Here is a 26,424-nt window from a genome sequence, read left to right as displayed (position 1 = left end):
TATAGGGAGTTCCTGACAGGCTGCAACCCCTAATTTCAAATAATTTTCCAACCGGCTTTTTTTTCAACGAATTGCGGTGAGAATCAACGATTCTGCTATTTTTTATACTGCATTTGCGAGAATTCACGGGCGAAACTGCTTACCTGCTGCCAATCGGTGTATTCCACTTCTTTACTGGTATCTGTTTCTCCGCCGGTCATACGCATAATAAGTTGAATCATAATCCGATCAAACCAGCGATAGCGTGGATAACGCAGCGCCCCAGCGAAGACGCCGCAGAGTTTCGGCTGCCAAGGCGAGCTCGCTAGGAACTTACGCACATAAGTATTGGTTTCCGGCGTGCGCTTCTCCGGTTTGCGAGCGGTCAGGTTAACGGCAAAGAAAGCGCTCGGCACAGTATTCAATTGTTCCAGGTGTTGGCTGATGAACTTCGCCAGCACATTATCGAAGTGCCCATAACGAATAGAAGCTCCGATCATGACCTGTTGATACTGCTTGAGATCGATATTCCCCACCCATGCCAGATCCTGCACGTCACAATTGGCCAGCGCGGATAATTCATTAGCTATATAAGAAGAAATAGCCTGAGTTTGTCCATCGCGGCTGGAGTAAAGTATCAATACCTTCATAACGACTTATTCCTCATTTAGAATTACTCGCGCCAGAATGTTGGCGTAAACAGTACCAGCAGGGTGAATACTTCCAATCGACCAAACAGCATGGTTATTACCAGTATCCATTTAGCTACGGCATTCATTGAGGTGAAGTTATCTGCAACCACCCCCAAGCCCGGCCCAAGGTTATTCAGCGTCGCGGTGACGGCGGCAAAAGCAGAAAACTCATCCACACCGGTCGCAATGATCGCCAACATACTAATGATGAACACTAATGCGTAAGCAGAGAAGAATCCCCAGACCGCTTCTAGAATGCGTTCCGGTAGCGCACGACGCCCCAGTTTGATGGTGTAAACCGCATTCGGGTGAACCAACCGCTTTAATTCTCGTGAACCTTGCAGATACAGCAAAAGGATACGAATCACTTTGAGGCCACCGCCGGTTGAACCTGCGCAACCGCCGATAAAAGCAGAACATAATAGAAGGATCGGAAGGAATAGCGGCCATTTGGCAATGCTATCGGTAGTAAAGCCAGCGGTCGTAGCCATCGATACCACCTGGAAAAACGCCTGATTCAGGGTTTCCAGACCGGATTTGTACACGCTGTGCTGCCACAACACCAAAGTACAAACGACAACCAGCGTCAATTGTACAAAGATAAACATACGGAATTCGGGATCGCGCCAATACACTTTCAGGCTGCGCCCGCTGAGCACGGCAAAGTGGAGGCCGAAGTTACACCCCGAGATTAGCAAGAAGATGGCAATGATAGTGTTAATCGTTGGGCTGGCAAAATAACCGATACTGGCGTCATGGGTCGAGAAACCACCAATCGCAATAGTTGAGAAACTATGCGAAATCGCATCGAACACCGACATCCCCGCTCCCCACAGGGAAAGCGCGCAAGCAATAGTTAGAAGCACATAAATAAGCCACAGGGTTTTTGCCGTTTCCGCAATTCGCGGTCGCATTTTATTATCTTTCAACGGCCCCGGCATTTCTGCCCGATACAGCTGCATTCCCCCGACGCCCAATATGGGCAAAATAGCTACGGCCAACACGATGATTCCCATCCCCCCAAGCCATTGCAGCATTTGCCGATAGAACAAAATGGCCTTGGGTAAAGAATCCAGCCCGACCAACGTAGTCGCGCCGGTTGTTGTCAGGCCGGAAAAAGATTCGAAAAAGGCATCGGTAACCGAAAGGTTGGGTCGCTCAGAAAAAAGAAACGGCAAGGCTCCGACGCTGCCCAGCACCGTCCAGAACAGAACCACAATCAAAAAGCCCTCGCGAGGCTTCAGTTCATGTTTCTGTTTACGGTTGGGAAGCCAAAGAAACAGGCCAATCACCAGGGCAACAAAAAAGGTTTGACTGAAGGCACGACCGGCACCATCACGATAGATCAACGCCACCAGTCCGGGAATAAACATAGTTCCGGAGAATAAGATGACCAGCAGACCAACAATACGGGTTATGGCACGAAAATGCATTCCGGCACGTTCCTTAGCAATTCACTTGGATGGGGATTATTGCGAAATGGGCGTCAATTGCAACGAGCCACGACTGAGATCGCGTAATTTCTCCCCGACCTGACTGGCCTGAGTCGCCGGTAAAGAGAGACGGAGATTGACCTGCGCGCCATACTCACCCTGTAAAATCTGGCCATCAACCTGTTGTAACAGTGATTCCACCATCGCCAACTGAGCGTAATCACATAACAAAGTATATTCCACCTGTGGCACTTTATACTTTACTTCGATCTGTTTCAGCGCTTGCTGCACTCCGCTGCCGTAGGCTTTGACCAGCCCGCCGGTGCCCAGTTTTATACCGCCGTAGTAGCGAACGACCACTGCCGTTATTTCACCGATATGACTCCCCATCAGCTGCGCCAGTATGGGTTTACCAGCGGTTCCCGATGGCTCGCCGTCGTCCGAAAACCCTAGCTGCTGAGAATCTGTTGGTGCGCCAGCGACAAAAGCCCAGCAATGATGCCGGGCCGTTGGGTGCTCTTCTTTTGTCTGCTGAATAAATGCTTTGGCTTCATTCACTCCGTTGGTGTGTGCCAGCAGAGTGATAAAACGACTCTTCTTGATTTCTTCAGTGACGCTGACGAAAGCCGCCGGAATTAGAAAAGGCTGCATTAGGCCAGATTCAGATCACGCGTCATATTCTCAACCCGCTTTTCATGGATAACGATATTGTCTTCAATACGGATGCCGCCATAAGGTTTCATCGCATCAATACGTTCCCAATTAAAATGCTTGCTGAACTCGCCGCTACGCCAAGGTGCCAATAGTGACTCAATAAAGTAGATACCCGGCTCGATGGTTAATACCATGTGCGGTTCGAGAACTCGGGTGCAACGCAGATATGGATACTTCGACGGTGCAGCCAGATGGCTGCCGGTATCATCCTGCATAAAACCAGCCGAATCATGTACCTGCAAACCTAACGGATGCCCCAAACCGTGTGGCAAGAATGGGCAGGTCAAACCTTGTTCGACCATAGCTTCTTCACTGATATCCACCACTAATTTATGAGTGCGTAACAGTTTGGCCAAACGTTGATGCATTTGCAGATGGTAATCGGTATAGCGCACGCCACTTTTAATGGTGCCAATCAGCGCCAGTTGTTCGGCATTCAGATCTTTGATTAACGCCGCGAAATCGCTTTTGCCGTTCGCCGCATAGGTTCGGGTCAAATCTGCCGCGTAACCGTTGTATTCCGCGCCAGCATCCATCAAAAAACTGCGCATTTCGGCCGGTGGCTGATGTTGCAATTTGGTGTAATGCAGCACCGCGGCATGCTCGTTCAGCGCTACGATGTTGTCATAAGGCACATCGGTATCGCGGTGACCAGTAGCCATCAGATAGGCCAGATTGATATCAAACTCACTCATACCAGACAGGAAAGCTTCGTGAGCGGCGCGATGCCCAACTACCGCAGTCTTTTGCGCTTCACGCATACAAGCAAGTTCATAGTCGGTTTTATACGAACGATGATAATCGAGGTAATCCAACACCGGCTTCGGATTGATATTTTCCGTCAAGATACCCAAGCCACGAGCACGTTCCTGCGCATAGCCAATATAGGCAACTCGTTGACGCTGTTGTGGTAATGAACCAGCGATATCATCCGCTTTGGTTAAGGGGAATATTTCGACGGATTTGGTCCAGAAGCTATCAGGCAAAGGTTCCACGCAGTGCCAGTAATCCACCGGTGAGTAGAACCATAGTTTTGGCGTATTAACACCATCGACCCATAGCCAGCAGTTAGGCACTTCGGTAACCGGTACCCAAGCTTTAAACTGCGCGTTTGCCTTAAACGGATAATCTCGGTCATCAAGGAAAATACGCTGCAACTCCCCGGAATGAATCAGTAAAGCATCAAGCTGATTGCGCTCTAATACTTCACGTGTGCGTTGCTGTAGCGTGGATAAATGTTCGTTATATAAAGAAGCCAGCGTTTCCATCAAAGTACCCTTTGCCATTAGAACTTCAGGTTTTTTATCTTATCACAGTCATCGGAGCCGTGTTTTATCTACGCTTAACCGTGGGATCGCCCACTAAATCCTTAGAAATCATTACTGATAGCCAGATTCACGGGAAAAAATCTCGTGGGAATTACGTCACTATATTATCGATGACAGCAGGATATCGCTGAAACTTAGCTGCCAATGAAATAATTAACCAGCATATAGAACAACAATAAATATTATATATATCAATGAATTCACCAAACCTTTGTGATCCTTGCTGCAAAAAAACAAACTCTTATTTGCATTTATTTAACAAAAAAACCACACTTCCTGAATATCTGGTCATACCAGATCACATGCGCTTATTCAGGAGATAGATATGCTCTACCAAAGCGAAACGCTACAGCTGCACTGGCTTGAAAACGGTATTGCCGAGTTGGTTTTCGATGCACCCGGCTCTGTCAATAAACTCGATACCAAAACCGTGGCCAGTTTAGGGGAAGCCCTAGGCGTGCTGGAAAAACAAACTGAACTCAAAGGGTTGCTGTTACGTTCCAATAAGGCAGCCTTTATTGTCGGTGCGGATATCACCGAATTTCTCTCTCTGTTTAATGCCCCGCCGGAAAAGCTGCATGAGTGGCTGGTTTTCGCCAATAAAACTTTTAACCGGCTGGAAGACTTGCCGGTTCCAACGCTGTCCGCAATCACGGGCTATGCGCTAGGCGGTGGCTGCGAGTGCGTATTAGCCACTGATTTTCGCATCGCTTCCCCAGAGACTCGCATCGGTCTGCCTGAAACCAAACTGGGTATCATGCCTGGCTTTGGAGGCTCCGTACGTTTACCGCGCCTGCTGGGGGCCGATGGCGCATTAGAAATTATTGCAGCAGGTAAAGATATTAACGCTGCCGAAGCGCTGAAAATTGGGCTGGTTGATGCCGTAGTCACTCAGGAAAAACTGATTCCAGCCGCATTGAGCATGTTGAATCAGGCAATTGAAGGCAAGTTAGACTGGCGGGCCGCTCGTCGTCCTAAACTGGAGCCGCTGAAACTGAATTCAACCGAAGCCGCCATGTGCTTCACCATCGCCAAAGGCATGGTAATGAAAGTGGCAGGCAAACATTATCCGGCGCCAATTGCCGCAGTGAAAACCATTGAAGCCGCAGCCAAACTCGGTCGTGAAGAAGCGCTGAAGCTGGAAACCAACAGCTTTGTACCACTGGCGGGTTCGGATGTAGCCCGCGCATTGGTGAGTATCTTCCTCAATGATCAATACGTAAAAGGCAAAGCGAAAAAGCTGACTAAAGGCATTACTGCGCCCAAACAGGCTGCGGTATTGGGCGCAGGAATTATGGGCGGCGGCATCGCTTATCAATCTGCGCTCAAAGGCGTGCCGGTAATCATGAAAGATATCAGCGAAAAATCGCTGGATCTGGGAATGAATGAAGCAGCCAAACTGCTGAATAAACAGCTGGAGCGCGGCAAGCTAGATGGTTTAAAAATGGCGAAGACGCTCGCAACCATTCACCCAACGCTGGATTATGCCGGCATTGAACGCGCGCAGATTATCGTTGAGGCGGTAGTCGAGAATCCTAAGGTTAAGGCCGCCGTTTTAAGTGAAGTGGAAGGACTTATCGGAGAAGAGACCGTCCTCGCTTCGAATACCTCGACCATTCCTATTAATGAACTGGCTAAATCACTTAAACGCCCGGAAAACTTCTGCGGTATGCATTTCTTTAACCCGGTTCACCGGATGCCGTTGGTAGAAATTATCCGTGGCGAGAAGACTTCGGAAAAAACTATTGCGACCGTAGTGGCCTATGCCACCCAAATGGGGAAAACCCCAATTGTCGTCAATGATTGCCCTGGTTTCTTCGTTAACCGCGTATTGTTCCCGTATCTATACGGTTTCGGCATGCTGGTACGCGATGGTGTAGATTTCCGTCAGATTGATAAAGTCATGGAGAAACAGTTCGGCTGGCCGATGGGCCCTGCTTATCTTCTTGATGTGGTTGGGATTGATACCGCTCATCATGCTCAAGCCGTTATGGCGCTCGGTTTCCCTGAGCGTATGGGCAAAGATTACCGCGATGCCATCGATGTATTGTTTGAAAACCAGCGTTACGGTCAGAAAAACGGTATTGGTTTCTATCGCTACACGCAGGATGCCAAAGGCAAACCGCGTAAAGAAAACGATGATGCTATCGACGGGTTGTTAGCTCCGGTCAGCCAGCCACGCCAAACTCTCAGCGACGAAGAGATCATCGCTCGGGCAATGATCCCAATGATTAACGAAGTGGTACGTTGCCTGGAAGAAGGCATTATTGCCAGTCCGGCCGAAGGGGATATGGCGCTGGTGTACGGCCTTGGTTTCCCTCCGTTCCACGGCGGCGTGTTCCGCTATCTGGACACTCTGGGCACCACTAAATATGTGGAAATGGCGCAGCGCTATGCCGATTTGGGTGCGCTTTACCACGTACCCGCAGGGCTGAGAGCCAAAGCCGAGCGTAACGAAACCTATTATCCCGTAGCGGCAACGCTGCCTGATATCTCCACTGACCAACCGGCATGAGGTCTGAAAAAATGGAAAACGTAGTCATTATTGACGCCGTCCGTACTCCGATGGGTCGCTCCAAGGGCGGCGCATTTCGTAACGTACGCGCTGAAGATCTTTCTGCCCATTTGATGCGCGCAGTGTTAAGCCGCAACCCAGCGCTGAATGCCGGTGAAATCGACGACATTTATTGGGGATGTGTGCAACAAACGCTGGAGCAAGGCTTCAACATCGCTCGTAACGCTTCTTTGTTGGCAGAAATTCCACACAATGTGGCCGCAGTTACCGTTAACCGTCTGTGTGGTTCATCCATGCAGGCTCTCCATGACGGCGCGCGCGCTATTATGGTAGGTGATGCGCAAATCTGTCTGATTGGCGGCGTGGAACATATGGGTCACGTTCCAATGAATCACGGCGTTGATTTCCATCCCGGAATGGGCCGTTCAGTGGCTAAAGCGGCAGGAATGATGGGCTTAACCGCTGAAATGCTGGCAAAAATCCACCAGATTAGCCGTGAAGATCAGGATAAATTCGCCGTTCGCTCTCATCAGCGTGCCGATGCAGCGACGCGCTCAGGCGCATTCGCCAAAGAGATCGTGCCAACCAATGGCCACGATGCCGACGGCGTATTAAAACGTTTTGATTATGATGAAGTAATTCGTCCAGAAACCAATCTCGCCAGTCTGGCTGGCCTGCGTCCGGCGTTCGATCCGGTCAATGGTACGGTAACAGCGGGTTCTTCCTCAGCATTATCAGACGGCGCTTCAGCCATGCTGATTATGAGCGAATCACGCGCCAAATCTCTGGGATTAACGCCACGCGCTCGTATTCGCTCCATGGCCGTTGTCGGCTGCGATCCGTCCATTATGGGTTACGGCCCGGTGCCGGCTAGTCAACTGGCATTGAAACGCGCAGGTTTAAGCATTCAGGATATCGATTTGTTTGAACTGAACGAAGCTTTCGCTGCTCAGGCACTGTCCTGCGTGAAGGGACTTGGTCTACAGGAAAGTATGGATGACAAAGTGAACCTGAACGGTGGCGCAATCGCTCTGGGCCATCCATTGGGCTGCTCGGGTGCAAGAATTTCGACAACATTACTGAATTTGATGGAACGTCGCGACGCCCAGTTTGGCTTAGCCACTATGTGTATTGGTTTAGGCCAAGGCATTGCAACCATCATTGAACGCGTTTGATTAAAACAAACTGTAGGACCCGTTAATTCGGGTCCGTACCACCGCTGTACCTGGAGTTTAGTTGCCGTATTTTCCCGCCTGTCAGGGGCGGGTTTTTTTGTTCCGGCAAAACGGTAACCGGAACACAGCGATAAAACCGTCAGATAAAGGCGAACGCATCGCCGTAAATATACGCTTCCTGCGCACCGCGCTCTGCACAGAAACGTTCGCGAGCTATTTTGGCCATTTCAAAACGACCAGCAATGTAAATATCCTGCTCCGCCAATGAACCATAATCCTGCAATACTGCACTTAAAACCGTGCCCGTTCTGCCGCGCCATTCATCTTCTGGCTGTTCCACCACGGGAATGACCTTCAATTGCGGGTATTTGATCGACAGCGCTTCCAGCTCGCTTAAATCATAAAGATGCTTGGATTCACGTCCGCCCCAATAAATCGATACTTCCCGATTTGGTTTTTCAGCCAGCGCCGCCAGCAGGATGGAACGGGCATAAGAGAAGCCGGTGCCGCCCGCAATCAGGATCATAGGACGCTCACTGCCTTCGCGGAACCAGGCTTCGCCGTGTGGAATATCCACATCCAACGTTTTCTCTTTCAGAATGCGATCCATCACCGCCATCGCATACAGATTTAATTCAGATGCGCCAATATGCAGCTCAATATAAGCCTGCTCTAAAGGCGTTGACGCCATAGAGAATGGGCGTTTATCACGCTCATCCATCACCACCATCAGGTATTGACCGGCGCGGAAAGAAAACGCCGATTCTGGTACCAATTGCACTCGGTATACCGTATCGGTAATGGCCTCTACGGAGGTTACTTTACAGCTCAATGTCGTCATGCGTTCCCTCTGTCGGGTCATCAAATGCAAAACTGTGGACAAAAATCACGCAATCAGCGCTCAGGCTCTTTGTCACTGAATATGGCAAGCTCATCCCAGATCGCATCTACACGCGTGCGAACCTGCTCATCCATCTTGATAGGACGGCCCCATTCACGAGGGGTTTCTGCTGGCCATTTGTTAGTGGCATCCAGCCCCATTTTCGATCCAAGACCGGAAACCGGCGAGGCGAAATCCAAATAATCTATTGGGGTATTTTCAATTAATACCGTATCGCGCGCTGGGTCCATTCGGGTGGTAATCGCCCAAATCACGTCATTCCAGTCTCTGGCATTAATATCATCATCACAAACAATAACAAATTTGGTGTACATAAACTGTCGTAAAAATGACCACACGCCCATCATTACGCGCTTAGCATGACCCGCGTATTGTTTTTTGATTGTGACAACCGCTAAGCGGTAGGAACAGCCTTCCGGTGGCAAATAGAAATCAACGATTTCCGGAAACTGTTTTTGTAAAATAGGCACAAAAACTTCATTCAGCGCCACGCCCATCACCGCTGGCTCATCCGGCGGACGGCCGGTATAAGTGGAGTGATAAATCGCGTCTTTACGCTGAGTGATATGCGTCACGGTAAACACCGGGAAGCTGTCTATTTCGTTGTAATAACCGGTATGGTCGCCATAAGGACCTTCTGGCGCAATATGACCCTGCTCAATATATCCTTCCAAAACGATTTCTGCACTTGCAGGAACTTCAAGATCGTTGGAAATACATTTAACCACTTCGGTTTTATGCCCGCGTAATAAACCGGCAAAAGCGTATTCGGATAAGGTATCGGGAACGGGAGTTACGGCAGCCAGAATAGTTGCGGGATCGGCACCCAGCGCAACCGAAACCGGGAAACGTTCACCGGGGTGCGCCTCGCACCATTCCTGATAATCCAGCGCACCGCCACGGTGGGATAACCAACGCATAATTAGCTGATTTTTACTTAACACCTGTTGGCGATAAATACCGAGATTTTGCCGCTCTTTATGTGGCCCGCGAGTGATCGTTAACCCCCAAGAAACCAGCGGTGCGGCGTCTCCAGGCCAGCAATGCATCACCGGAATGCGGCTGAGATCCACATCATCACCCTGCCAGATTTGCTCCTGACAAGGGGCTGAACTAAGACGCTTGGTCGGCATATTCAGCACTTGTTTGAATTTGGGTAACTTATCGAATAAATCGCGGAATCCCTTCGGCGGATCCGGTTCTTTCAGGAAGGCTAACAGTTTACCAACATCGCGCAATGCGCTGACATCTTCTTGCCCCATGCCCATCGCAACCCGTTTGGCTGTACCAAACAAATTACAAAGCACCGGCATGTCATAGCCTTTAGGGTTCTCGAACAACAACGCGGGGCCGCCAGCACGTAAAGTACGATCGGCGATTTCTGTCATTTCCAGATAAGGGTCAATCGGCTGGGTTATGCGTTTAAGCTCCCCCCTCTGTTCCAGCAACGAGAGGAAGTCGCGTAAGTCACGGTATTTCATGATGATCATTATGGCGGCCACAGGATGGGCCATTATAGGCTGTCTTTATAGCAGTTGCTGTCTTTTTGTTAAAAATGTATACCTGCTCGCTGTAAATGTAGAATCGCCATCCTCCAATACTATTTTTACACTAGAAATCATGGTTCGCGAGTGGGCAAAACCATGATTTTAGTCAGGTCTTTATCTGTCACTGACGGCGACTTGTAGATATCAGGTACGCCTCAGCGCGAACAGCCAATGTGGGATCATCACTGACACGAATACCCTGCGGCAGCACTGTTGGAATAAATACTTTTTTATCGCATTGCTGATCGGTAACTGTCTCGATAAATAACCGCCCCATATTTACCTCACGCCGTTCAGCCGGCCAGGACTGCGTCGGGTCAATCAAATTATCGCCTTTCTGCGCTACGATGGCGTACAGGTCGTATTCTATAGGCCCCTTGGCTAGGCGTTGCCGCAATTCCTCTTGCAAGAAATCCGGCGACTTTGCCTTCGCCTGCTCATCGCTTAACCCCTGCCGTCCTTCCACCGGCTCCATACGCCAGCGAACCGCATACTGGGACTGATCTTTATAAGTGATAAAGGTACTCCCGCCCCAATAGGGAATTGTAGCGTAGCTGGCAGGGACGGGCTGTGATGCAACATACTGAGCTTGGCGCAAAGTATGAGGATGGGATTGGTTAAATGTGTTCAAGCGCTCTGGATTGGGCTTTCCTGTTTCTGGATCTGGCGTCCTGGCCTTTAAAAACTCGATAAATTCCTGCGGGGTTCGAGCAAAAAAGAAAGGGGATGAGATCATAACTAACTGCCAGCGAGAGTGCTTCGTATTAACCAGCTCAAACGCCAGTCCACGCAAGTTTTTGGCGTTATCGGCGGCCTGAGGATTCCCTCCTCCGATTGAAAATCGACCGACAACATCAGACTGCTCATTTTTACGCAATAAATCAGCCTGTGAAAGTTCAGTCCCTTCACCGCTGGCGATAAACTTACCTGAAAAACAAAAGCCTTTAGCATGGGACGCCCGCTGTTTACTGTGTCGGCCGAATACATCATTTAGAGCGTTAACCATCTGCTCAGCGTTGATTTCTTGGGGAACTGTGCCGGAAACGCTTGGCAAGCAACCAAAAGTAATTAGACATGAGAGCAAGGAAAAACTAACTTTTCGCATCGATTTTCTCCAACCATTTCTATCTTAGCTGTAATGAATCGCGACCATCATTACTGCATATAATTTAGAAAATTCTCTCATTTCAAGCGGGCTATGTTATTTAACTAATCATTAAAAATATTAGTAAAACTTACATCCATTGGTGCTTTCAGATGCGCGATACAAACTTTCCTATTATCCAAACAGGAGCAAACCAATCCGCAGCAATACATTGCATTCAATTGGAACTGCTCCTGGCTGAAAAAAATTATTGGCAATAGAATGGAACCCAATCCGCTAGCGGCCGAGTATCGTGATATTCCTGCGGCTCCTCGCCGTGATGGAATACTTTAAAACCCTTATCTAGCACGCTGAAATAGCTTAGCTCGTTGCCGCTAACGTGCAGCAGACTGCCCTCGCGTAAAGCCACGACTCTCTCGCCTGGATTAACCGCGCAGAATTCAGCTAATCGCTCATCTCGCGTTTCTCCCATGTGGCCACTGATATGCGCATCAATATAATGTGGATTAATTTGCAGCGGGAACAGCCCCAGCGACGGTAAAACAACGCTATTACGAACCGGCATATCATTAGTGGTACGAATACTCGGCGTAGCCACGTTACAGCCTGCGCTCCAACCGACATAAGGCACATTGCGCTCGCGAACCGCTCTCTGGATAGGAACGATCAGCCCTTTCTCATGCAACATCTGATTTAGCATCCAGGTATTGCCGCCGCTGATTAAAATACATTCCGCTTCGCCAATTGCCGCTACAGGGTCGGCGGCATGGTGAATACTGGTTACAGTGATGCCTAAGGTTTTTTCCAGTTCCTGAGCGCGTTGATCAAAATCGCTGCGGATCAATGCATAAGGGATAAGAACTGCTGAGGTAATTTTCCGGCTAGTGAGCATCACCCGAATACGATCTTTGGCATAACCAAGCAGTTCTGCGTCACCCGATACCTTGCCGTTACTCAGCAAAAACAACTCCATGACTCTCTCCTTTTACTATTCAACAGGACATCTCTACATTAACTCAAGGTGACAATTCAGTTACACCGAGGATTAATAGGTTAGCCTTACTTATATCTGATTTCATATTTCAGGGCTGTGATACCTGCTGGGAAATCTGGTGTGCATGAATTAATTCACCATCACTACAGGGTATTCAATACTATTTTCAGCGGCTATATATCTGTTATCGCATTTGATATGCTGATGGGTAGGATCTCGAGGCATATGAAATCATGGAATCTTGGTATTTATTATATTGTAAACGCGGACAAATCTTGCGAGCCAAAGAGCATTTAGAGCGTCAGCAAGTTGTGTGCCAAACGCCTATCGCTGCGGTCGAGAAGATTATTCGGGGCAAGCGTAAAGTGGTAGACGAGCCTTTGTTTCCCAATTATCTGTTCGTAAAATTTGATCCTGAGTGCATCCATACCACGACGATCAGCTCAACGCGGGGAGTCAGTAATTTTGTGCGTTTTGGCGCAGGGCCGGTTGTTGTGTCAGATTCGATTATTCAAGAGCTGCTCAACTATTCTCAAGAAGTGATTATCGATCCTGACACGCCTGTTTCTGGGGACAAAGTCCAGATTACTAAAGGGATTTTTGAAGGATTACAGGCCATTTACGCAGAGCCAGACGGCGAAACACGCTCAATGTTGCTTCTCAAAATCCTGAACAAAGAAGTTAGTCAAAGCCTGGGTAATAGCCAGTTTGAGAAAATCTGATACCAATCTGAAAACATGACGAGGCAAGCGTGATACAGCGCCTGCCTCGATATTAATACCTAGCGCTGCAAATGCTCATCATGCAGCCACTGAGCGACCAGCTTAGCGAAATAGGTTAATACCCCATCCGCGCCCGCACGTTTAAAGCATAGCAATGACTCCATTACGGCTGGTTTTTCCTGTAGCCAGCCGTTTTGAATCGCCGCCATATGCATCGCGTACTCGCCAGAAACCTGATAGGCAAAGGTTGGAACGCCGAAAGTATCTTTAACACGGCGCACCACGTCCAGATACGGCATACCCGGTTTCACCATCACCATATCCGCACCTTCCTGCAAGTCCTGCGCAATCTCTTGCAAAGCTTCGTCGCTATTGGCTGGATCCATTTGATAGGTCTTTTTATTGCCACCTTTCAAATTGCTGCTCGAGCCAATCGCATCGCGGAATGGACCGTAATAGCAGGAAGCATATTTAGCCGAATACGCCATGATTTGCGTATTAATCAACCCTTGAGCTTCAAGGCGATCGCGAATAGCGCCAATACGACCATCCATCATATCGCTCGGTGCAACAATCTCAGCGCCCGCTTCCGCATGGGATAACGCCTGACGCACCAGAATATCTTTGGTTATATCATTGATCACATAGCCATCTTCATCAATGATACCGTCCTGACCGTGGGTCGTATAAGGGTCTAATGCCACATCGGTCAACAACCCTAGCTCCGGCACTGCGTCTTTTAACGCACGCACCGCTCGCTGCACTAAACCGTCAGGATTATAAGCTTCCTCTGCGTGTAAAGATTTGAAACTTGACTCAATGACCGGGAACAGAGAAAGCACGGGAACACCGAGTTTCGCGACAGCTTCTGCTTCCTTCACCAGCAGATCGATAGTCATCCGCGATACGCCCGGCATCGAAGGCACTGCCTCTTGTCGGTTAGTACCTTCCATCACAAACACGGGATAAATCAGGTCATTAACCGTCAGTTGATTCTCGGCAACCAGGCGGCGACTGAAATCGTGGCGACGAACACGGCGCATACGACGACCTGGGAAAGTACCCGGAAATGCATAGCTCATTTTTTTCTCCTAACTCAAACCAACCGGAAAACCCGGCGAGCGTTTTCAGCAGTTTTCTGTCCTAGCCATTCAGGGTCTTCTTCTCGCCAAGCAGCAACCTGCTGGACGATGTGAGGCAGAAAACAGGGTTCATTGCGACGAGATGCAGGTTTAGGATGAAGATCCCGGGGCAATAAATAAGGGGCATCAGTTTCCAACAATAAACGTTCGGCAGGAATACGCGGCAATAAGGCTCGCAGCTCCAGACCGCGGCGTTCATCACATACCCAACCGGTAATACCAACTGATAAACCCAGCGCCAGACAATCATCCAGTTCCGAAGCCGAGCCGGTAAAGCAGTGTACGACAGCCGCTGGGAGCTTTTCCAGCCAGGGAGATAACAGGTGGACAAAGCGCTGATGAGCATCGCGGCAGTGTAAAAATACTGGCAGTGACAGTTCGGCTGCAAGAGCCAGTTGTGCAGTCAATGCCACCTCTTGCTCTAACGGTGTAGAAAAGTTGCGGTTAAAATCCAGCCCGCACTCCCCGACGGCAACGACAGAGGGTGAAGCCGCCAGAGCGCGAATTTGCTGCTCAATCGATTCGTTCCAACCGCTGGCATGATGAGGATGAACGCCTGCCGTCGACCAACAGTAATCGGGGTACTGGGCCGCCAATAGTGCAGCTTCATGGCTTTCTTCTGCGTTGGTTCCGGTAATTAATAGACCGGCAACTCCCGCATCTTTTGCCCTTTCAACCACCTGATGTCTATCTTTGGAAAACTGTGTACTGGTTAAGTTGACGCCAATATCAAACATGGGAATCCCAAAACAGAAGCCGCCCAAAGGGGCGGCTTGACTTGTAAAACTGAAGCTTAAGGTGCTTTAGGCTGGTCTTCCTCGCCCTCATCCTCTTCTTCTGTCACCGGACGACGCTGCTTACCGACATAAAAACGGGCAAAAAAGACGCCGACCTCAAACAGAAGATACATTGGAATCGCAAGTAACGTTTGCGAGAAAACATCGGGCGGGGTCAACAACATCCCCACGACAAAAGCGCCCACGAGCACATAAGGACGTTTTTTCTTCAAGTCGTCGGGACTGGTTACGCCACTCCAGCACAATAAGATAATCGCGATTGGCACTTCAAAGGAAATCCCGAAGGCCATAAACAGAGCCATAACAAAGCTGAGATAATTATTGATGTCTGTCGCGATCATCACGCCTTCCGGCGCAGTTTTCGCAAAGAAACCGAAAGCCAACGGGAAGACGATAAAGTAGGCAAATGCCATCCCCAGATAGAACAACAGGCTGCTGGAAACCAGCAACGGTGCCATCAGGCGTCGCTCGTGTTTATACAGCGCCGGTGCGATAAATGCCCAAACCTGATAAAGAATCATTGGCGCGGCAACAAAAACCGACACCATCATGGTTAGCTTTATCGGCGTAAAGAATGGCGATGCGACATCGGTCGCAATCATGCTGGCACCTTGCGGTAGCTGCTTTATCAACGGCGCAGAAACTAACTGGTAGATATCATTAGAAAAATAAACCAATGCTAAAAAAACCACCAATACGGTGATTATGCAATTCAATAACCGCTTACGCAGTTCTATCAGATGACTGATAAGAGGTTGGGTATCATCAACAGCCATGTTTACCGATCGCCGCCTGGTTGGTTAAGACTAGGTTGTTTAGAAGCTGGCTCTGCATGGGATACCGGCACAGGGTTAACCGAATTCGCCACGACCACATCAGGTTGATCCGCCGCCGCGGGCGTCTTATCTTCCGAATGGCTTTCTTCGTGGTGCTTTTCGAGATCAACCGGAGCTTCCGGCGCTTTCACCGGCGCAGAAGCAACTGTCGCTGACTCCGCAGGAGTAACGCCATCATGAATAGCTTCCGGATCGGTCACTAGCGGGTTATGAATGGTATGCTGCTCCAGCGCCGAATCCGGTCGATAGGAACGCTTCAGCGATTCCGCCGCATCCTTTAACTCATCCATAGAAGCCTTTAGCTCCGGAGTCAGATTTTGCAGGCCCGCCTGTTCGGCTTTTTTCAGGCTATCCTGAAATTCCTGCAATTTAAGTTCCTGAGACAGCTCATTTTGGACCGTAGCGGCCAGCGAACGCAATGCGCGAATCCAGCCAGCCACGGTTCTCACTGCTACCGGCAGACGTTCAGGGCCAAGCACAACCAGGCCAATGACCATTACCAGAAGCAGTTCACTAAACCCGATGTCAAACACGGTTTATACCTGCTCTTTGTTCTGACTCTTAGACTCTTCAGCTTTCACTTCTGGCTGCTTATCGGTAATAGTCTTCGTTGTAAAATCAGCGTCATTACTGGTCTTTTCAACGTTTGTCGGAGTCTGGGTATCGTCACCAATCGCTTTTTTAAAGCCTTTGATGGAAGCACCCAAGTCAGAACCTAAAGTCCGCAGTTTGTTAGTGCCAAACAGCAGAACAACGATTACGGCAATGATTAACAGTTGCCAAATACTGATACCACCCATTTCAATCACCTCTATTAACAGGGGTTATTCCAAAGATAGCCGCATTATACGGAATAGTTTGTCTCTGGATACTGATCTAACTTACTACGTCTCACCTAATCTTTATACGGCAGACATTATTTGTAACCATGAGCTTTTCGAAACTCACCGCTATTTATAGCGGCTTATAGCGGCGAGTTACCGCTACGAACTTGTTCGTCTCCAGCCGATAACCCACGCCAATGCTCCCGCCACCAGTAATCCGATAGAAATCTCGTTTGCACCAGACAACTGGAAAATCGTTCCACTTAATAATAGTGTAGCGCCAACGCCGAACAAATACCGTGATTGCCCCTGACGTTGTTGCTGCCCTTGCATCTGAGTTGTGAGCTTATCTACGCTTTGCTGCAATAGTTTATGCTGCTGGAGGCTGTCGTAAACCAGTTCAGGCAACTCAGGGAATTTCTCTGCCCAGAAAGGCGCTTTTTCTTTCAATGCTCGAATAACCGCCGGAATTCCAACCTGATCTCGCAACCAGCTTTCAAGGAAAGGCTTGGCCGTGGTCCACAGATCTAACTGCGGATAAAGCTGACGGCCTAACCCCTCAACATAAAGCAATGTTTTTTGCAGTAAAACCAACTGTGGTTGCACTTCCATATTAAAGCGACGAGCAGTATTAAACAGATTGAGCAATACGTGCCCAAAAGAGATTTCAGCCAACGGTTTTTCAAAGATGGGTTCGCAAACGGTGCGAATGGCAAATTCAAAGTCTTCAACGTTGGTATCGCGGGGAACCCAACCTGAATCAACGTGTAACTCAGCAACTCTGCGATAATCCCTATTGAAGAAAGCAATGAAATTCTCGGCCAGATAGCGCTTATCTGCTTTATTCAATGAACCGACGATACCGCAGTCAATACCGATATAACGTGGGTTCTCAGGGTGTTCATAGCTGACAAAAATATTCCCTGGATGCATATCTGCATGGAAAAAACTGTCTCGAAACACTTGAGTGAAGAAGACCTGCACACCGCGTTCAGCCAGTAATTTCATATTGGTGCCCTGACTTTCAAGAGCCGCAATATCAGACACAGGAATACCATAGATACGTTCCATTACTAATACGCTTTCCCGACAGTAGTCGGAGAAGATCTCTGGAACGTACAGCATCGGACTATCTTCGAAATTACGGCGCAGCTGAATAGCATTAGCCGCTTCACGTAACAGATTCAGCTCATCCAACAGCGTTTTTTCATACTCCCGCACCACTTCTCTCGGACGCAGGCGGCGGCCATCAGGTAGCAATTTAGGTACCCAACCGGCCAGTCGATACATCAAACGGACATCAGCTTTGATAATCGGCCGTATATCTGGGCGGATCACCTTTAGCACCACTTCCTGACCATTTTCTTTTAAACGAGCCGTATGCACCTGAGCAATCGAGGCCGATGCCAGAGCTTCCTGTTCAAAATCATCAAACCAGGTTTCCAGCGGCCCGCCCATCGCCAACTCAATGTGTTTGCGCGCCAGCGCGCCATCAAATGGGGCAACGCGATCCTGTAATAAGGCCAACTGATCGGCAATAACCGGAGGAAACAGATCGCGGCGGGTCGACATCATCTGGCCAAACTTAATCCAGACGGGGCCTAGTTCCTGCAGCGCTAAACGCAGTCGCTCGCCCAGAGGCTTATCTTTATGACGATTAGGAATCCAGAAGAACAGATAGCGGCCAATGCGTAAAGGCAGCGTTAAGCGAATCTTCGGGATTAACTCATCCAATCCGTAACTCAAAAATACCCGAATAATCAAATACAGGCGCCGAAGTTCTCCTGGCGTCATCGTTTTGCCTCCATCTTGGCCAACCGGGCATTAAGAGCATCCACATCACGCTTAATTGCATCAACTTCTTCGTTAAACCAGACAATCTCCAATGGAGCCGGTGCCAATTTCCACTCTTCAGTTAATGCTTCAGCCAGATAAGCCTGCTGCTGCTGAAAACGGCTGACTAAAAACTTGCCGCCTTTACGCAATGTCTGACCTATCGTTTCTGCTGCGATATCACCAATATAAGGCGCTAACCATTCGGCAGGTTCCCATTCAGCGAGATCTAATAAAGCCACCAATTGTTGAACGACCTGAATGTCACCATCGACGACCAGCTCACCGCTGCGCATCAAAGGAGACAACTGCTGGCGATCCCGAAGCTTCGATAACACTGCAATTCCGGTTTTAACCGTACAGTCCGCATTACCTTCCCATGCGCTCACAACGTCAACCTGAGCATCGCTGAACACCAGAACCAGAGGTTGGTTCAGCTCATGCAGTTCAACACGCAATACTTTGGAAGACAAACGAGAGCGAGCCGCTTTCATACCGCGATCGCGGAATAGCAGACTATTGAGTGCGGTTTCCAGAGCCGCCGTTATCAGCGGCGTTAATAAAATCGGCTTCAGCAACATTGGTTTTAACAACATTGGTTTCAACAACATGGGCGCATCCATATCAGAACTTAAACCCACGGTGTAATGCGACAATACCACCGGTCAAGTTTGTATAGGTTACATTTTCAAAGCCGGCATCAACCATCATACCTTTTAGCGTTTCCTGATCGGGATGCATCCGAATGGATTCGGTAAGGTAGCGATAGCTGTCAGCATCATTAACAACCATTCCGCCAATTTTTGGCAGAATGTGGAATGAATAGGCATCGTAGACTTTACTCAGTGGCTCCAGCAGCGGTTTGGAAAACTCCAGAACCAACAGACGACCACCCGGTTTAAGGACACGGAACATGGATCGCAGCGCTTTTTCTTTTTCGGTAACGTTTCTCAAACCGAATGAAATCGTGATGCAATCAAAATAGTTATCAGGGAAAGGTAAAGCTTCAGCATTTGCCTGCACATAGCTAACGTTGCCAAGAATTCCGCTATCGCGCAGTTTTTCTCGCCCCATTCGCAGCATGGATTCATTGATATCGGCCAGAACGACTTGACCTTGCTCACCCACCAGTCGAGAAAACTTGGCCGTCAGGTCGCCTGTACCACCAGCGAGATCCAGTACTCGCTGGCCACGGCGAACGCCGCTACAATCAATGGTAAAACGCTTCCAGATACGATGAATACCGAATGACATCAGATCATTCATCAAATCGTATTTCGCCGCTACGGAATGAAAAACTTCTGCCACCATGCCTTCTTTTTCTTCTTTGGCTATGGTGCGAAAACCGAAATGAGTGGTTTCCTTATCCTGATCTACCATTTTCTCTGCCTGCTTTTCAGTCAATCTTTCGGAGGAGTGTACCAGAACCGAGGTGAAAGCCCCACTTCGCCTAGCGTTAGCCGGTAGCCTGACCGCTGATTCTCAGCGCGGACATAGCGAGTGAAGCACTGCTAATTCTGATATTTCAGTGAAGTCGAATCATCTTGTAGCGACGATTCAGCCTCATCGTTTGAGAGGGCTAAGTCTCTCTCTGGATCGTGCTCTGCAATGGCACGCGCAGCCAATGACGGGCTAATAGGTTTCTTAACTTCAACACCTAAGGCACGAAAACTTTCAACTTGCCCTATCAGGTTACCACGGCCTTGAGCCAGTTTGTTCATTGCCTGACGATAACTTATATGTGCCTTATCGAGGCTTTGGCCTATGGATTCCATGTCATCCACGAACAAACGCAGCTTATCGTAGAGCTTGCCTGCTCGTTCGGCGATATGTTGGGCATTCTGACTCTGGTGCTCATAACGCCATAAATTCGTAATAGTTCGTAATGCAACCAATAGAGTTGTTGGGCTTACCAGCATGATGTTGTGCTGTAGCGCCTCGGTAATCAACTCTGGCTGCCTATCTATGGCAACCAAAAAAGCTGGCTCTACCGGGATAAACATCAATACGTAGTCGAGCGTACGTAAACCCGGTAATTGCTGATAATCCTTACGACCCAACTGTTTGATATGATTGCGTAATGATGAAATATGTTCGTTCAAAGCCAGAGTTCGTTCGGCATCATTATCGCTATTGAAATAGCGCTCATAAGCCACCAGCGACATTTTGGCATCAATCACCACGTCCTTACCCTGCGGTAAACGAACAATCACATCCGGCTGCATCCGGCTATTGCCTTCAAGATTGATACTAACCTGAGTTTGGTATTCGTAACCCTCCCGAAGTCCGGAAGCTTCCAGCACTCTGCCAAGCACAACTTCACCCCAGTTCCCCTGAGTTTTATTGTCACCTTTGAGTGCTTTAGTCAGATTGAGAGCTTCCCGAGCCATCTGGGCATTAAGTTGCTGGAGGCTCCGAATTTCGTGGGTCAGCGTATGGCGCTCACGGGCTTCCTGACCGAAACTATCCTGAACCTGACGGCGGAAACCGTCCAATTGCTCGCGCAAAGGCAGGAGCAATTTATCCAGACTCTGCTTATTCTGCTCATCTGCCCTGCGGCCAGTTTGTTCAAAGATACGATTCGCCAGATTCTCGAACTGAGTCGTCAGACGTTGTTCACTATTCATCAATAATCGCTGTTTTTCTTCAGCAGCCAGGCGCGTTTCTTCCAGACGAATGGTGACTTCACGCAGTTCAGCCTCCTGCGCACTGTTCACTTCTCTCTGGGCGCGTAGTTCTTGATTAAGTTGCTCACATTCATTACGCCAATGATTAAGCTGCTGTAGCTTCTCATTGCCTGCAGCCAACTGGCTATGCAAGCTGCGTAATTCTAACGCATTCTCCTGCAATTGTTGCTCTTTACGCCGTTGGGTTTCCTGCTGCTGGACTAAGTCCTGCTGCGCCTGTTGTAATAATTGCTCCAACAGCCGCCGTTCAGTTTCTCGCTGTGTATTGCGCTGCTGAAAACGCAAACTGGCAATTAACCAGCCCAACAGGGCTCCCATCACACCGCCACTCAAGCCCCAAAATATACTGGTATCCACGCTGCCTCCGCCTCATTAACCCTCTGCCCGTCAAGGTAAGGGGATACTGTATGGATGTCCAGAGGGTTTTCGCCTTACATCCAAGGATGCGAAACAGTACGCAAAACCATAACTCCATGCAAAATTCGGTATTCTCGCCACCGGTAAATCAGCTAAAACAAAGTGGAACCGGATAACGCCTGCGGGGAGGTCACCCCATAAAATGAGTAAGCCATTTTATTCCGAAAGCGCCGGGTGCGAGGATACCAAAGGCCCAAATCAACGCCGAAGTAATATTGGCAAACTGAAAATAACGCTGAGGCATGGCGCATATGCCAGCAACCAAAGGAACGATGGCGCGCAGCGGGCCGAAAAATCGCCCGATAAAAGCACCAAATACGCCCCAGCGCTCAAAAAATGCGTGACCACGAACCAGTAACTGAGGATTTCGCGAAAGTGGCCACATGGTTGCCACACGATCCTGATAATGGAAACCAATCCAATAGGAGAGCCAGTCGCCGAAGAAAGCACCAGCCGCAGCCGCGGCCCAGATCGGCCAGAAAGGAATTCCGCTTTCACCGATGAGCGCCCCTAGTCCCAATAAGATAACGGTCGCGGGTAATAGCAATGACAAAAAGGCCAGCGACTCACCAAATGCAAGGAAAAAGACGATAGGTGCAGCCCAGATTTCATGTTCACGGACAAAGTCCGTTATGTAGTTTATGACGTCATTGAGGGTCACGTGCATCTTCCTGTTATTGATGAGATTACGAGCCAACAGCATAACCAATTCACGGCAGCTCTAACTCAACAAAAAATAAACGGCTGGTAAATGCCAGCCGTTTAAACAGGTTAACGTACAGAATTAAATATGTCAGGCATTTGCCGTGACGGTGCGCTTAGACATCTCGGCGGAACGACGAGTCCAAAGCTCACGCCATTTTCTCAAAGCGGCGATGAGGATGATTACGCCCAGCGTCATCATAATGATGGATATGATGCCGTTAAACAGGTTGTAGCCCGAAGCCGCAGAGTTAAAGTACACATGTCTGATCATCCAATAACCAGCATAATTTACGGTAACAAACAGGTAAGCCAGCGGGATAATACAGGTCAGCATATAAATACGTTTGGTAGCCAAACGCAGGATAATGGTTGCACCAATAATCAAGCCAACGGATGCCATTAACTGATTGGATACGCCGAACAGCGCCCAAACGGAGTTGATATCACCGGAGTTCAGTAAATAGCCCCACAGCGCACAGGCGATAACGCTACAAGCCAGAGTACCCGGTAGCCAATCCGTACGTTTCAGTGGTGCCCAGATATCACCGAGGAAATCTTGCAGCAGATAGCGTGCAACGCGAGTACCGGAGTCTACGGCAGTCAGGATAAATACGGCTTCGAACATCACAACAAACTGGAAGAAGTAGGCTGCCAGACTGCTGAACCACGGCACGCGGATAAAGATATCTGTCATACCTACGGCAAGAGTCACTGCGCCACCGGTACGACCGTAGAGATCCAAGCCGATCTCTTGGCTTAGCGTTGGTAGGTTAACCACATCCATGCCTAACGCGCCCCAAGCTTCCGCAGAGGAGTTAATCGCAAAATAATCAGCGGGATGTAATGAAGTTGCAGCGATCAGCGCCATGACGCCAACCATACACTCGGCCAGCATAGCGCCAAAACCTACCGGTAAGATATCGCTCCACTTATCAATCTGTTTCGGCGTAGTGCCAGAACCGATAAATGCGTGGAAACCAGAGATTGCGCCACAGGCAATGGTAATAGAAATAAACGGCCAGACCGGGCCAGCCAAAACCGGGCCACCGCCGTGGATAAACTGAGTAACGGCTGGGAACTGAATTTCCGGGTTAATGAAAACAACGCCGATTATCAACGCGCCAAATACACCAATCTTCATAAAGCTAGACAGATAACCGCGCGGAGTTAGCAGCATCCACACCGGCAAAGCGGTCGCGAAGAAGGCATACAAAGGCAGAATGATACTGACCGTATTGGCTTTCAACATCAGCCATTCACCCAGCCAGGTTCCTTCGATATAAGGGCCAACGAAAACACAGACCATAATCGCGGCAATACCCACGTAGGAAGCACCTCTCATGCTACCGGTCATTCGCTCCCACAAACCTACACAAATGGCGATAGGAATGGTCATGAATACCGCGAAAGCACCCCAAGGGTTGCGCTCCAACGCATGCACCACAACCATCGATAAACCGGCCATCGTGATAGTGATGATGAACAACATAGCCAAACCGGTACACCAGCCGGCAATCGGCCCCAGTTCAGATTTTGCGACTTCAGAAAGAGATTTACCCTGATGTTTCATTGAGGCAAACAGCACGACGGTATCGTGTACAGCACCACCAATAACACAGCCGATTAACAGCCACAGGAACCCCGGTAAGTAACCGTATTGCGCCGCCAGCACTGGGCCAACTAAGGGTCCCGCTGCTGCGATAGCCGCAAAATGGCTACCAAAATTGACCCATCTTTTAGTGGGAACGTAATCTTTACCATCTTCGAAGGTGTGGGAAGGTGTAATTTCAGTATCATCGACCCGCAGTACTTTCCGCACGAAAAAGATACCGTATAAGCGGTAGCAGATCGTCAGAATACAGACTGTGGCGATAACAAAGGTAATCGCATGTTGCATGATTATTCTCTCCAGGGAATTTATCAGGCGTTAACATACGCTTGGCCTATAAGAGAAGCGCTGAGGATCTGATTAAGCGGTAGCCAGCATTATTAAGCGGTCACAAAACGCCGCTAAGTGGCGATCGGAAAATTGAAGATATACGAAAGGAGTAAAAAGCTGGCGACGACATCGCCGCCAACAATATGATATTCATCACAAAAAATGAGTTTTATATTTAAGCGTTACTCAAGAAAATACGACTGAAGTTGCTCTCTTTCAGCACGGCCCAGACCGAATTCCTGCTGTAACCAGTTATCGCGATGACCATAGCGGTCATTAATGCTGTTTAGTGCGGTATGAAGGAATTCTTCTTTGGCTGAAAGCACGTAGGCGAACTGATTCAATGCATTATCGTGAAGCTTTTTAGCCAGTTCGCCCAACATTAACTCGCGGAACGGCGCGAGCGTCGTTTCAGTCAGCAAGTAATCCTCCAGAACCGTTGCTTCATCGGCTCCTAGCGCAAACAATACCAACGCGGAACCCACGCCAGTGCGGTCTTTACCTACGGCGCAGTGCTGAACTACGCCAATACCTTCAGGATTACGCAACAAATGAACTAACTGTCGGTAAGCCGAGTTGTTAAAAGGCAAGCGGCGATAAAGCTCCAGCATAAATGAACGAGCATCAAACTCTGCTAGCGTTTCGTTACTGAGCTTATCCAGATTAGCGTTGACGTCGGTACTGAGAGGGTTCGCAGGGAAATGATGGTATGTGGCTCCTTGCCAAAGGATATCGGGTTTAGCCTGAACTTCATCGGCATCACGGTAATCCAATATATGGCCAACGGCACTTTTATGCAGAAAAGTACGGTCTTTGTCACTCAGTCGGTCCAATGAACCAGAGCGAAACAGTAACCCTCGCTTAACTCTGCGGCCATCGGCTGCCAGGTTACCGCCAAAATCACGGAAGTTAATACCACCATCAAGTGGAACCAGTGAGGGATGCTGTGTAAAAGGGGTAGTCATAATATCCTCTTATTATATCGTCCATTATAAGAGGTAAGACCTTACCAGATTATCTGTGGAAGGAAAGAACGGGCCACCAGAGGCAGCCCGACACGCGATTACAGCAAGCGACGAGCTGCTTCAACCACGATTTTTACCGCATGACTTTCGGTTTTTTGCATAGTCTCTGCGTTAGGAATTTCTTGTTGGGTGCGGTTTACGATAACACCAGCAACCATACCGGCACGCAGGCCCTGGCTGGCGCACATAGTCAACAGCGTAGCGGATTCCATCTCATAGTTCATCACACCCATAGCCTGCCATTCTTCCATCGAACCACGGAAACGGCTCACTACGCGGCCAGAGAAAGTATCGTAACGCTCCTGACCCGGATAGAAAGTATCGGACGAGGCCGTTACGCCAATATGAGTGGTCGCGCCAATAGATTTAGCCGCTTCAACCAAGGCGGTAGTACAGGCGAAATCAGCAACGGCAGGGAACTCCATCGGTGCAAAATGCAGGCTAGCACCGTCCAAACGCACTGCGCCTGTGGTTACCAGAACGTCACCGACGTTGATATTAGGCTGAATGGCACCGGTAGTACCGATACGCAGGAAGGTACGTACGCCCAACTGAGCCAATTCTTCCACGGCGATAGAGGTTGACGGACCGCCGATACCGGTTGAACAAACGATAACCGCCTTACCGTCCAATTCTGCACGCCATGAGGTAAATTCACGATGAGAAGCCAGATGTACTGGGTTATCCATTAATTTTGCAATTTTCTCAACACGCTGTGGATCGCCCGGGACGATGGCCAAAGTAGCCCCTTTCAGATCGTCCTTAGTGAGGCCAAGGTGGAAAACATCGGATTTAGACATGTGAGACTCCTCTTTCATGAGAAATATTGTAGGGAGGAACAAAGAACTACTTTACTCAATATCACCGAATTATTTCGTGATAGCAGTCACTTTGACAGAAGAAATAGGATGTATAAGAACAAAGAAAATGTGACATAAATCACAAAACAACACCATTAAGGTTATTTTTCGTACTTTAAAAGCCCTAAATAAAAGTCACAGCATCCAGATTCACTCAACGGCCGAAAACAGAGTGTGTGTCAGCTCACCTTTCCAGCGCTCGAGCACGTATTTAACCCGTTACGACATCGCCTTTCCGTCATTAATTGCAAATA

The 26,424-nt window shown here is 49.0% G+C and carries 24 protein-coding genes; 3 read left to right on the top strand and 21 right to left on the bottom strand.

The features are described from left to right. Positions 1 to 95: 95 nt before the first annotated feature. From hemG to pepQ, 4 genes are read right to left on the bottom strand one after another with little or no spacing between them, the layout of a single operon-like run. Positions 96 to 629, bottom strand: a complete 534-nt coding sequence (hemG, locus tag AD970_RS15575; RefSeq protein ID WP_049601045.1) for a menaquinone-dependent protoporphyrinogen IX dehydrogenase — start codon at positions 627 to 629, stop codon at positions 96 to 98. A gap of 23 nt (positions 630 to 652) precedes the next feature. After that, a complete protein-coding gene (trkH, locus tag AD970_RS15570; protein ID WP_049601042.1) occupies positions 653 to 2,104 on the bottom strand; it encodes a Trk system potassium transporter TrkH in 1,452 nt (483 codons plus the stop codon). 36 nt (positions 2,105 to 2,140) lie between these two features. Then, positions 2,141 to 2,755 carry an IMPACT family protein gene (locus AD970_RS15565; RefSeq protein ID WP_049601039.1) on the bottom strand — a complete coding sequence of 205 codons (615 nt, stop codon included), beginning with the start codon at positions 2,753 to 2,755 and terminating at the stop codon, positions 2,141 to 2,143. Next, entirely contained in the window at positions 2,755 to 4,086 is a 1,332-nt protein-coding gene (gene pepQ / locus AD970_RS15560) for a Xaa-Pro dipeptidase (protein WP_049601037.1), read from the bottom strand. The genes AD970_RS15565 and pepQ overlap by 1 nt, the downstream gene beginning before the upstream one ends. Positions 4,087 to 4,471: 385 nt before the next feature. On the opposite strand from pepQ, the gene fadB reads away from it, so the two are divergent. Both fadB and fadA read left to right on the top strand, forming a co-directional pair. After that, on the top strand, positions 4,472 to 6,661 hold the full coding sequence (gene fadB, locus AD970_RS15555; protein ID WP_049601034.1) for a fatty acid oxidation complex subunit alpha FadB: 2,190 nt from the start codon (positions 4,472 to 4,474) through the stop codon (positions 6,659 to 6,661). 11 nt (positions 6,662 to 6,672) lie between these two features. Beyond that, positions 6,673 to 7,836 (top strand): acetyl-CoA C-acyltransferase FadA, encoded by a 1,164-nt coding sequence (gene fadA / locus AD970_RS15550; RefSeq protein WP_049601031.1) that lies wholly within the window; start codon positions 6,673 to 6,675, stop codon positions 7,834 to 7,836. Between the two features lie 139 nt (positions 7,837 to 7,975). Here fadA and fre read toward each other — a convergent pair whose 3' ends face one another. From fre to pepE, 4 genes are all read right to left on the bottom strand, one after another. After that, positions 7,976 to 8,677, bottom strand: coding sequence for an NAD(P)H-flavin reductase (gene fre / locus AD970_RS15545; RefSeq protein ID WP_049601028.1), 702 nt, complete (start codon positions 8,675 to 8,677; stop codon positions 7,976 to 7,978). A 53-nt stretch (positions 8,678 to 8,730) separates the two neighbouring features. Further along, positions 8,731 to 10,227 (bottom strand): 4-hydroxy-3-polyprenylbenzoate decarboxylase, encoded by a 1,497-nt coding sequence (gene ubiD, locus AD970_RS15540; protein ID WP_049601064.1) that lies wholly within the window; start codon positions 10,225 to 10,227, stop codon positions 8,731 to 8,733. 178 nt (positions 10,228 to 10,405) lie between these two features. Next, entirely contained in the window at positions 10,406 to 11,389 is a 984-nt protein-coding gene (locus AD970_RS15535; protein WP_049601025.1) for a catalase family peroxidase, read from the bottom strand. Between the two features lie 247 nt (positions 11,390 to 11,636). Continuing rightward, on the bottom strand, positions 11,637 to 12,362 hold the full coding sequence (pepE, locus tag AD970_RS15530; protein ID WP_049601022.1) for a dipeptidase PepE: 726 nt from the start codon (positions 12,360 to 12,362) through the stop codon (positions 11,637 to 11,639). Positions 12,363 to 12,616: 254 nt separating this feature from the next. On the opposite strand from pepE, the gene rfaH reads away from it, so the two are divergent. Beyond that, a complete protein-coding gene (gene rfaH / locus AD970_RS15525) occupies positions 12,617 to 13,105 on the top strand; it encodes a transcription/translation regulatory transformer protein RfaH (protein ID WP_049601018.1) in 489 nt (162 codons plus the stop codon). A 59-nt stretch (positions 13,106 to 13,164) separates the two neighbouring features. On the opposite strand, the gene hemB is transcribed toward rfaH, so the two are convergent. From hemB to udp, 13 genes are all read right to left on the bottom strand, one after another. Continuing rightward, positions 13,165 to 14,187 carry a porphobilinogen synthase gene (gene hemB / locus AD970_RS15520; RefSeq protein ID WP_049601015.1) on the bottom strand — a complete coding sequence of 341 codons (1,023 nt, stop codon included), beginning with the start codon at positions 14,185 to 14,187 and terminating at the stop codon, positions 13,165 to 13,167. Between the two features lie 14 nt (positions 14,188 to 14,201). Then, on the bottom strand, positions 14,202 to 14,984 hold the full coding sequence (gene tatD / locus AD970_RS15515; protein WP_049601011.1) for a 3'-5' ssDNA/RNA exonuclease TatD: 783 nt from the start codon (positions 14,982 to 14,984) through the stop codon (positions 14,202 to 14,204). A gap of 56 nt (positions 14,985 to 15,040) precedes the next feature. Beyond that, a complete protein-coding gene (tatC, locus tag AD970_RS15510) occupies positions 15,041 to 15,820 on the bottom strand; it encodes a Sec-independent protein translocase subunit TatC (RefSeq protein ID WP_049601008.1) in 780 nt (259 codons plus the stop codon). Between the two features lie 2 nt (positions 15,821 to 15,822). Beyond that, complete coding sequence (gene tatB, locus AD970_RS15505) at positions 15,823 to 16,413, bottom strand: Sec-independent protein translocase protein TatB (protein ID WP_049601004.1); 591 nt, start codon at positions 16,411 to 16,413, stop codon at positions 15,823 to 15,825. Positions 16,414 to 16,416: 3 nt separating this feature from the next. Then, positions 16,417 to 16,680, bottom strand: coding sequence for a Sec-independent protein translocase subunit TatA (tatA, locus tag AD970_RS15500; protein ID WP_049601001.1), 264 nt, complete (start codon positions 16,678 to 16,680; stop codon positions 16,417 to 16,419). A 183-nt stretch (positions 16,681 to 16,863) separates the two neighbouring features. Then, entirely contained in the window at positions 16,864 to 18,498 is a 1,635-nt protein-coding gene (gene ubiB, locus AD970_RS15495) for a ubiquinone biosynthesis regulatory protein kinase UbiB (RefSeq protein WP_049600998.1), read from the bottom strand. Beyond that, complete coding sequence (gene ubiJ / locus AD970_RS15490; protein ID WP_049600995.1) at positions 18,495 to 19,148, bottom strand: ubiquinone biosynthesis protein UbiJ; 654 nt, start codon at positions 19,146 to 19,148, stop codon at positions 18,495 to 18,497. Before ubiJ ends, ubiB begins: the two co-directional genes overlap by 4 nt. Before the next feature lie 13 nt (positions 19,149 to 19,161). Continuing rightward, a complete protein-coding gene (gene ubiE, locus AD970_RS15485) occupies positions 19,162 to 19,917 on the bottom strand; it encodes a bifunctional demethylmenaquinone methyltransferase/2-methoxy-6-polyprenyl-1,4-benzoquinol methylase UbiE (RefSeq protein ID WP_049600992.1) in 756 nt (251 codons plus the stop codon). Positions 19,918 to 20,048: 131 nt separating this feature from the next. Further along, positions 20,049 to 21,581 (bottom strand): DNA recombination protein RmuC, encoded by a 1,533-nt coding sequence (gene rmuC, locus AD970_RS15480; RefSeq protein ID WP_049600989.1) that lies wholly within the window; start codon positions 21,579 to 21,581, stop codon positions 20,049 to 20,051. Between the two features lie 190 nt (positions 21,582 to 21,771). Next, complete coding sequence (locus AD970_RS15475; protein ID WP_049601061.1) at positions 21,772 to 22,302, bottom strand: DedA family protein; 531 nt, start codon at positions 22,300 to 22,302, stop codon at positions 21,772 to 21,774. Positions 22,303 to 22,434: 132 nt separating this feature from the next. After that, a complete protein-coding gene (locus tag AD970_RS15470) occupies positions 22,435 to 24,243 on the bottom strand; it encodes a carbon starvation CstA family protein (protein ID WP_049600985.1) in 1,809 nt (602 codons plus the stop codon). 224 nt (positions 24,244 to 24,467) lie between these two features. Next, positions 24,468 to 25,250, bottom strand: a complete 783-nt coding sequence (locus AD970_RS15465) for a tyrosine-protein phosphatase (protein ID WP_049600982.1) — start codon at positions 25,248 to 25,250, stop codon at positions 24,468 to 24,470. Between the two features lie 98 nt (positions 25,251 to 25,348). Next, positions 25,349 to 26,110 carry a uridine phosphorylase gene (udp, locus tag AD970_RS15460; RefSeq protein WP_049600980.1) on the bottom strand — a complete coding sequence of 254 codons (762 nt, stop codon included), beginning with the start codon at positions 26,108 to 26,110 and terminating at the stop codon, positions 25,349 to 25,351. Positions 26,111 to 26,424 lie beyond the last annotated feature (314 nt).

Origin of the sequence: Yersinia nurmii, from assembly GCF_001112925.1 — a bacterium.
GTDB classification, from domain to species: Bacteria; Pseudomonadota; Gammaproteobacteria; order Enterobacterales; family Enterobacteriaceae; genus Yersinia; species Yersinia nurmii.
This window is presented reverse-complemented; position numbering and strand designations above follow the sequence as displayed.

Bases quoted from the DNA above. Each gene is read 5' to 3' on its own strand.
- tatC (WP_049601008.1), bottom strand. From the start codon at position 15,820: ATGGCTGTTGATGATACCCAACCTCTTATCAGTCATCTGATAGAACTG.
- ubiB (WP_049600998.1), bottom strand. From the start codon at position 18,498: ATGACGCCAGGAGAACTTCGGCGCCTGTATTTGATTATTCGGGTATTT.
- tatA (WP_049601001.1), bottom strand. From the start codon at position 16,680: ATGGGTGGTATCAGTATTTGGCAACTGTTAATCATTGCCGTAATCGTT.
- AD970_RS15535 (WP_049601025.1), bottom strand. From the start codon at position 11,389: ATGCGAAAAGTTAGTTTTTCCTTGCTCTCATGTCTAATTACTTTTGGT.
- ubiE (WP_049600992.1), bottom strand. From the start codon at position 19,917: ATGGTAGATCAGGATAAGGAAACCACTCATTTCGGTTTTCGCACCATA.
- hemB (WP_049601015.1), bottom strand. From the start codon at position 14,187: ATGAGCTATGCATTTCCGGGTACTTTCCCAGGTCGTCGTATGCGCCGT.
- hemG (WP_049601045.1), bottom strand. From the start codon at position 629: ATGAAGGTATTGATACTTTACTCCAGCCGCGATGGACAAACTCAGGCT.
- AD970_RS15470 (WP_049600985.1), bottom strand. From the start codon at position 24,243: ATGCAACATGCGATTACCTTTGTTATCGCCACAGTCTGTATTCTGACG.
- trkH (WP_049601042.1), bottom strand. From the start codon at position 2,104: ATGCATTTTCGTGCCATAACCCGTATTGTTGGTCTGCTGGTCATCTTA.
- pepE (WP_049601022.1), bottom strand. From the start codon at position 12,362: ATGGAGTTGTTTTTGCTGAGTAACGGCAAGGTATCGGGTGACGCAGAA.
- pepQ (WP_049601037.1), bottom strand. From the start codon at position 4,086: ATGGAAACGCTGGCTTCTTTATATAACGAACATTTATCCACGCTACAG.
- AD970_RS15465 (WP_049600982.1), bottom strand. From the start codon at position 25,250: ATGACTACCCCTTTTACACAGCATCCCTCACTGGTTCCACTTGATGGT.
- fadA (WP_049601031.1), top strand. From the start codon at position 6,673: ATGGAAAACGTAGTCATTATTGACGCCGTCCGTACTCCGATGGGTCGC.
- rfaH (WP_049601018.1), top strand. From the start codon at position 12,617: ATGGAATCTTGGTATTTATTATATTGTAAACGCGGACAAATCTTGCGA.
- fadB (WP_049601034.1), top strand. From the start codon at position 4,472: ATGCTCTACCAAAGCGAAACGCTACAGCTGCACTGGCTTGAAAACGGT.
- AD970_RS15565 (WP_049601039.1), bottom strand. From the start codon at position 2,755: ATGCAGCCTTTTCTAATTCCGGCGGCTTTCGTCAGCGTCACTGAAGAA.
- udp (WP_049600980.1), bottom strand. From the start codon at position 26,110: ATGTCTAAATCCGATGTTTTCCACCTTGGCCTCACTAAGGACGATCTG.
- ubiD (WP_049601064.1), bottom strand. From the start codon at position 10,227: ATGATCATCATGAAATACCGTGACTTACGCGACTTCCTCTCGTTGCTG.
- tatD (WP_049601011.1), bottom strand. From the start codon at position 14,984: ATGTTTGATATTGGCGTCAACTTAACCAGTACACAGTTTTCCAAAGAT.
- fre (WP_049601028.1), bottom strand. From the start codon at position 8,677: ATGACGACATTGAGCTGTAAAGTAACCTCCGTAGAGGCCATTACCGAT.
- ubiJ (WP_049600995.1), bottom strand. From the start codon at position 19,148: ATGTTGTTGAAACCAATGTTGTTAAAACCAATGTTGCTGAAGCCGATT.